The sequence below is a fragment of the Streptomyces sp. NPDC102270 genome (genome assembly GCF_044766405.1).
Taxonomy (GTDB): Bacteria; Actinomycetota; Actinomycetes; order Streptomycetales; family Streptomycetaceae; genus Streptomyces.
This window is the reverse complement of record NZ_JBIWLX010000025.1, coordinates 114,739-121,695: the sequence shown is the minus strand read 5'-3', so window position 1 is coordinate 121,695 and position 6,957 is coordinate 114,739. Positions and strand designations below refer to the sequence as shown.

The window sequence follows — 6,957 nt, the reverse complement described above, 5'->3', positions numbered from 1 at the left end:
GGTACCCCCACCCGGGTCCGACACCCGCTTTCGGTACGGGAGTCCGGCACCCGGGTCCAGCCCTCGGATCCCGGCCTGGGGCTCGCGGCACACGGCGCCCCGGCCCGGCACACGGTTAAGACACGCGGTACCCCCACCCGGGTCCGACACCCGCTTTCGGTACGGGAGTCCGGCACCCGGGTCCAGCCCTCGGATCCCGGCCTGGGGCTCGCGGCACACGGCTTCCTTGCCGTGGGCTCCCGTCACGCGGCTCCCGGCTGCGGGCCCCGGGCCCCAGACTCCGGCCTCGGGTCCCGCCGAGGCTCGCAACCTCGGCTTCCAAGCCCGGCACAAACCCCCGGCACCCCGGTTCCAGCCCCTGGCCACCGACATCGGCACCCGGCCCCCGGACTCCCGCTCCCGCTCCCGCTCCCGCAGCAGGACCATCCAGGGTCCAGGGTCCCGGGTCCCGACCGCCGGCCCAGAAAAGCCCTACCCCTTGCGCCTCGGCTTCCCCCGTCGCGCCCCCGTGCCCTTCGACCCCCCACCAGCCCCGCCGCGGGAACCCCTGGACGCGCCCGAAGTCCCCCTCGCCGTGGCCTTCCCCGCGGTAGGGGCCTTGCCGCCGCTCTTCCCCCTGCCCTTCTTGGGTTCCGGTTCCGGCTGCGTCCGCCCCCGCGAGCTGTTGACCGTCCGGCCCCGCACGATGCCGATGAAGTCCTCGACCAGGTCCGTCGTCGCGTCCTCGCGCCAGGACAGGGCGATGTCGGACTGCGGGGCGTCGGTGAGCGGGCGGTAGGTGAGGTCGCGGCGGTGGTGGAGGCGGGCCAGGGACTGGGGCACGACGAGGACGCCGATGTTCGCCGCCACGAGCTCGATCGCGTCCTCCGTGGTGGCCGGGCGTTCGAAGGCCGCTTCGCCGGGCGGCCGGTCCCAGCCGAGGACGTCGTCGAGGGGGTGGAGGACGACCTCGTCGGCGAGATCCTCCGACGTGACCTCCTCGGCCGCCGTCACCACGTGGTCCTTGGGGACCACCACGACCGTCGTCTCGGTGTAGAGGGGGATCGCGCTGAAGACCGTACGGTCGACCGGCAGTCGTACGAACCCCGCGTCCGCGGTCCCGTCGCGCAACGCGTCGGAGACCTCCGCGGCGGTCATCTGGAGGAGTTCCAGGGGGACGTCCGGCAGGCGCTCGTGCCAGATCCGCACCCACTTGGCGGGCGTCACCCCGGGGACGTACGCGAGCCGGAAGGAGCGGGGTTCTGGCGAGTCTGTCACGCGGCAAGGTTACCCACTGTGGTCAGGGGTCTCGTGCGCGGCCGATACTCTGGACTGTATGACGTCGCACCAGAGCACCCAGACGATGAAGCCCGCCACCGCGGCGAAGAAGCTGGGTGTGTACCTCCCTGCCACCCCCGCCGAGTTCCAGGAGGGTGTCGTCTCGCGCGCCGAGTTCAACGAACTCCAGGCGAACCCGCCCCAGTGGTTGCAGGACCTGCGACGCAACGGCCCGCACCCCCGTCCGGTCGTCGCGGCGCGGCTGGGCGTCTCCATCGCCGGTCTCGCGCGCGGCGGGGTCACCGAGCCGCTCACCACCGAGCAGATCGAGGCGCTGCGGGACGAGAGCCCCGAGTGGCTGGAGAAGGAGCGCGCCACGCAGGCGGAGGTCCGCAAGGAGGCGGCGCGCATCAAGGAGAAGAAGCAGGACCAGGAGTCCTGACCCGGGGGCCCGCGGACGCCCGGGGCCCCGAAAACTCCGGTGCGCCGGGTCGAACACCTCTGCGACCATTCCGGCATGGTCCACCGTCTGGAACCCCTGGTCATTCGGCATGCCCTCCGGCTGCCCGCTCCCGCGGGCCCCGCCGGTGAGGGCGACGTCGCGGCGCGGCAGTTCGACGCCGCGCTGATGTCCGTCGGCTTCAAGCTGTCGGCCGACGCGCTGAGGACGTTGTCGGGGCTGTCCGAGAGCACGGTCGTCGACGTCGCCGTCCCCACGCTAGCCACCGTCCGTGAGATGGCCGGCGACCATGTGCGGCACAACGTCTACTTCAAGGACTTCCCGGCGAACGTCCCGGACACCTTCGAGTTCTGGATGCGCTGCGTGCGCGAGGCCCTGGAGGACGGCAAGGCCCGCTCCGGCGTCCTCGCCCAGCTGCGCAACGGCGTTGTCAACCTGCTCACGCTGCCGTCGTACGGCACCTACCGGCACACGTACGACGAGATGCTCGCCGCGCACGACGAGCTGACGGCCGCGGTCGGTGACCGGCTGACCGTCCTGCACCTGGGCGGCACCCTGGAGGACGAGGTCACCGCCCTGTACCTGGCGCTGGCCGGCAGCAGCACGCCGCTCGGCGACGAGCACCTGGCGGACCTCAAGGAGCTGGCCGAGCACTGCGTGGACGGTCCCCAGCCGGAGGCGATCCCGGTGCGGGAGAACCGGGCCGTCGTCAACGAGGCCCGGCTGAAGGCGGGTTCGAGCCTGCTGCTGGACACCGTGACCGATGTGCTGCGGCTGGCCTGCGCGTTGTCGGGCGGGGACGTGTCCCTCCAGGAGCCGACCCGCTTCCGTGCGCTGTCGCGTCCGGTCCGCCGGGCGCTGCTCGCGGGGCTCGACTCGGCCGTGACGGCGGCCCCGGCCAAGCTCGCCGACGTCCTCGCGCACCGTGAGGCCTTCAAGCGGCTCGGCGAGCGCCTGCACCCGCACGAGTACCCGCGGTGGCCGCGTGCCGCCGAGGTGTTCGCCGTCGCCCGGGGCGAGCAGAAGGCGTACACCTTCGACGCCCGCGTCGAGGCCCTGCTCGGGGCGGACGACGTCACCGGGGCCGCGGAGCTGCTCAGGTCCGCGCCCGGCAGGCTGTTCCGTGCGCTGGACCGGCTGCTGCGCACCGCGCGCACGCAGGAGGAGCGGGACGCCGTGGTGGCCGCCGTCGAGGAGACCGCCCCGCAGGTCTCCGGGCGGGTTGTGCTGTCGGTGCGCGAGTACCTGCACAACCGGGCCGAAGAGGCGGGCAGGCAGCGGGTGTTCATCAACCGTCTCGGCCGTGCGCACGTCGCCGACGACACGCGTGCGGCCGTACCGGAGGCGGACCGTGAGCGGTTGATCGCCGCGCTGGACGCGGAGATCGGTCGCCGACTCCCGTCCCCGCAGCGCCTGTTGGTCGACCCCGACATCCTCGACGTGGCGCTCCCGCTCAGCGGGCGGGCGACCTCGGCGGGGCTCGGTGTGCTGCCCCGCGGTTCCGTCTCGCGGGTCGACGGGGAGCTGCTGCGGTTCTTCGTGTACTGGAAGCAGAAGCAGCGCGTCACCGACTACGACCTGTCGGCGCTGCTGCTGGACGCGCAGTACGACACGGTGTCGTGGCTGTCGTACACCAATCTCCGCGAGGTGGAGGGCGAGCACTCGGGCGACATCACCAACGCCCCCGACGGCGCTTCGGAGTTCATCGATCTGCGGCTCGGGGCGGTGCGGGGCACGTACATCGTGCCGCAGGTCAACATCTTCTCCGGGGAGCAGTTCGAGGAGGCCGAGGAGTCGTTCTTCGGGTTCATGCTGCGCGAGGCCGAGCAGAAGGGGCAGCCCTTCGAGGCGCGGACCGTGCGCATGAAGTCGGAGCTGCGCGGGCCCGGCCGGGTGGCGCTGCCGCTGGCGTTCCGGCGTGCGGACGACGGGAGTTGGCACGCCAAGTGGCTGCACCTGTACCTGAAGGGGCGTCCGGCGTACAACCGCGTCGAGGGCAACCAGGCGTCGGTGGCGACGCTGCTGCGCGCCATCGTGGAGCGAGAGCAGCTGACGGTCGGGTATCTGACCGGGCTGATGGCGAACGGCGCTACGGATGTGGCGGCTTGGGACGCCGAGTCGGTGCCGGACGTGCCCGTGACGTACATCGGACTGGAGCGTCCCGAGGGGCTGCACCCGGACTCGGTGGTCATCACCCCGGAAAACCTGCGCGACTTGATCCCCGAGTGACTGTTAGCGTGTGTCGTGGCGAGGCCATGAAGGGGCTTCCTTCTCACCGGTTTCATCACCGGGCCTCCAAAGCTCCAGCCCTTTCGCTTTCCTCGCCGCTGACATCGCACCGGGAGGCACCCGCGGGTCACCGCGGCCGTGCCGCCCGTGGCGAGGCCATGAGCAAGCTTCCTTCTCAGCGACTGCCTCTCGGGGCGTGAAATCAGCTCCCTCGCTTTCCTCGTCGGTGATGCCACAGGCTCAGGCGGCCCGGACCGGTGCGCTTACCGTTCCAGGGCCGCCTTGGCCGTACTGAGGGCTTGTTCCGCGTAGCCTCGCCCGAACAGCACGGCGTGCACCAGAAGCGGGAAGAGCTGGTGGAGTCCGATGCGGTCGGACCAGCCTTCGGCGAGCGGTGCCACCTGTTCGTAGCCGCGCAGCACCTCGTCCAGGTGCGGGCAGCCGAAGAGGTGGAGCATCGCGAGGTCCGTCTCGCGGTGGCCGCCGTGCGCGGCCGGGTCGATCAGCCGGGCGTGGCCGTCGGCGCCCCACAGCACGTTGCCGTTCCACAGATCGCCGTGCAGCCGGGCCGGGGGTTCGGCGGGGCCCGCGAGCCCGGGCAGCCGTGCGCAGAGCCGCTCGATCACCTCGGCCTCCGAGACCGTGATCGTGCCGTCGTCCACCGCGCGCCGCAGATAGGGCAGCACCCGGTGCTCGGCGTACCACTGCGGCCACTCGGCGCCTTCGGCGTTCCGCATCGCCGCGCGCCCGATGTACGCCTCTTGGGGACCACCGGGTGGCGCGGAGCCGAAGGCGGGCGCCCCGGCGAGGTGCAGCCCGGCCAGCGCCCGGCCCAGATCGAGCGCCGCCTCCCGGCTCGGCCGACCCCGCTCGATCAGGTCGGTCACCAGCCAGTGGCCGTCCTGACCGTGCAGGGTCGGCACCCTGACCGTGCCGGCCTCGGCCAGCCAGCGCAGGCCCGCCGCCTCCGCCCGCGCCTCCTCGGGGCTGTCGGCGCGCTTCACCATCACCGACCGGCCGTCGTCGAGGGCCACTTCGGTCAGCGCGCCGGACAGCGGGCATTCATCCGTCGCCGTACGGCCGGTAAGCCGCGCCGCCACCGCACCCGGGCTCTCGCCTCGGTCGTACATCCGCGCCTCCTCGACCACTCGCACCACTGCCTACGCACCAGCGTTCCCCGACGGGCTCGTGCAGAGCCTCTGCGAAGACTCTCAGCCCTGGCCCCTGCCGGAACCGTGGAGCAGGTCCGGCTGATGCAGCAGCGGTATGGATTCGGTTCGTTCAAGCTCAAGGGCGGTGTCTTCCCGCCCGACGAGGAGATCGCCGCGATCAGGGCGCTCGCGGAGGCCTTCCCCGGGCAGCCGCTGCGCCTGGACCCCAACACGGCCTGGATGGTGGAGACGTCGAAGTACGTCGCTCGTGAACTCGACGGTGTCCTGGAGTACTTGGAGGACCCGACCAAGGGCATCGAGGACATGGCCGCGGTGGCGAAGGACGCGCCGATGCCGCTGGGCACCAACATGTGCGTGATCGCCTGGGAGCACCTGAAGCCGGCGATCGAACAGAACGCCATCCAGGTCCTCCTCACCGACCACCACTACTGGGGCGGCCTGCGCCGCACCCGCGAACTGACCGCGGTGTGCGAGGCGTTCGGCCTCGCCCTGTCCATGCACTCCAACTCGCACCTGGGCATCAGCCTGGCCGCCATGACCCACGTGGCGGCGGCGATCCCGAACCTCGACCACTCGTGCGACACGCACTACCCGTGGAACTCGGCGGACGACGTCGTCCTCCCCGGTGTCCTGGAGTTCCGCGACGGCGAGGTCGAGGTACCGACGGGCCCCGGCCTCGGTGTGGAACTCGACCACGAGGCCCTGGACCGGCTCCACCGCCTCTACGTCGACTCGGGCGTACGCAGCCGCGACGACACCGGATACATGCGGCGCTTCCAGCCCGACTACGAACTCCGGCTGCCTCGTTGGTGAGAGGGCCCTCTTGACACAGGGCGCCCGGCGAACCCCGGCGCCCTGTCCCGTGCGTGCCCGCTAGTCCTCCACCTGCTGGATGGCGCGCAGCACTTCCTTCGGGATGAGCGAGGGGTCCGGAGGGGGCAGCATCTCGTAACGGACACCGCCCAGTCGGCGGTCGGACGCGCTGCTGATTCGGACCAGACGGCCCTTGCCGCACCCTGTGCAGGGCACGACGGCCGTTCCACCCGGGCCGTCGAGGACCGCCAGCATGCTTGAGGGCAGCGTCAGCCACGTTCCGCAGTCGACACATCGGCCGATACGCGGGTCCTCGGCCGGAGCGGCGGTACCGGGATCGCCCGGTGGGTCCGCAGGCCGGTCCGCACGGTCGGGCACCACGGATTGGTCGAGGCCACCGCGGCCCCGCTGGGCTTCCCCCGCCTCATCCGACCTGGCGCACGCGTAGGCCACCGGGTCGAAGGAGAGGACGTAAAGGTACAGGTCCTTGATGACCTCTTGCGGCTCCTCCGGGAGGAAGACGTCGACGTCGCAGCAGTACAGGTGTGTGCCGCCTGCGGACAGGGTCCAGGTGAGGCCGCCCCAGTTCTGCGTGCCCCAGTGCAGGATCCGGCGCCGGAAGGCGAGTTCGGGGTCCCAGTCGGGATCGCGGTGGTCAATCAACTGCTGGAGGAACTCGCTGTCGTCCAGGCGGAATCGGAGGAACAGGGACCCGTCCATGCCGCGCACCTGCGGAAGGACGTGGTCGGACCACTCGGCCTCCACGAGCCGCAGCACGGCCTCGGCGCAGGGGCCCCTTGAGGAGACACCGAAGAGTTCGGGACTGAACGGCGTGGTCTCCACCCGCAGTTCGAGGTCGGCACCCACGCACGCCCGGAGCGCATCGGCCTTGCTCCGCGTGAGCGCCTCCGGATCGCCGGCCCGGGCGGGCGAGACGGGGTAGTAGAGACGTGCAGCTGCATAACCTGGGCTCTTCTCGGATCGCACGAATGTCAGAGTACTTCTTCCGTGAACTCCGAGTGGGCT

The 6,957-nt window shown here is 71.5% G+C and carries 5 protein-coding genes and 1 pseudogene; 3 read left to right on the top strand and 3 right to left on the bottom strand.

Translation table 11 applies throughout. The features are described from left to right. Positions 1-471: 471 nt before the first annotated feature. Complete coding sequence (locus tag ACIRP7_RS40105; protein WP_403670237.1) at positions 472-1,257, bottom strand: LysR substrate-binding domain-containing protein; 786 nt, start codon at positions 1,255-1,257, stop codon at positions 472-474. A gap of 58 nt (positions 1,258-1,315) precedes the next feature. On the opposite strand from ACIRP7_RS40105, the gene ACIRP7_RS40100 reads away from it, so the two are divergent. Together ACIRP7_RS40100 and ACIRP7_RS40095 are read left to right on the top strand one after the other, a co-directional pair. Next, positions 1,316-1,699, top strand: a complete 384-nt coding sequence (locus ACIRP7_RS40100) for a DUF5997 family protein (protein WP_403670235.1) — start codon at positions 1,316-1,318, stop codon at positions 1,697-1,699. Positions 1,700-1,774: 75 nt separating this feature from the next. Beyond that, positions 1,775-3,946 (top strand): hypothetical protein, encoded by a 2,172-nt coding sequence (locus ACIRP7_RS40095; RefSeq protein ID WP_403670233.1) that lies wholly within the window; start codon positions 1,775-1,777, stop codon positions 3,944-3,946. Positions 3,947-4,209: 263 nt separating this feature from the next. Here the strand turns inward: ACIRP7_RS40095 and ACIRP7_RS40090 are convergent, their stop codons facing one another. Then, entirely contained in the window at positions 4,210-5,076 is an 867-nt protein-coding gene (locus ACIRP7_RS40090) for a fructosamine kinase family protein (RefSeq protein ID WP_403670230.1), read from the bottom strand. Positions 5,077-5,160: 84 nt separating this feature from the next. Between ACIRP7_RS40090 and ACIRP7_RS40085 the strand changes: the two are divergent. After that, a pseudogene (locus ACIRP7_RS40085) lies at positions 5,161-5,931 on the top strand (enolase C-terminal domain-like protein); the annotation flags it as partial. A gap of 60 nt (positions 5,932-5,991) precedes the next feature. On the opposite strand, the gene ACIRP7_RS40080 reads toward ACIRP7_RS40085, so the two are convergent. Then, positions 5,992-6,918 (bottom strand): hypothetical protein, encoded by a 927-nt coding sequence (locus ACIRP7_RS40080; RefSeq protein WP_403670227.1) that lies wholly within the window; start codon positions 6,916-6,918, stop codon positions 5,992-5,994. Positions 6,919-6,957: the final 39 nt, after the last annotated feature.

What these genes read in the sequence shown, in the direction of transcription:
- ACIRP7_RS40095 (WP_403670233.1), top strand. Translation starts at nt 1,775, where the DNA reads ATGGTCCACCGTCTGGAACCCCTGGTCATTCGGCATGCCCTCCGGCTG.
- ACIRP7_RS40100 (WP_403670235.1), top strand. Translation starts at nt 1,316, where the DNA reads ATGACGTCGCACCAGAGCACCCAGACGATGAAGCCCGCCACCGCGGCG.
- ACIRP7_RS40090 (WP_403670230.1), bottom strand. Translation starts at nt 5,076, where the DNA reads ATGTACGACCGAGGCGAGAGCCCGGGTGCGGTGGCGGCGCGGCTTACC.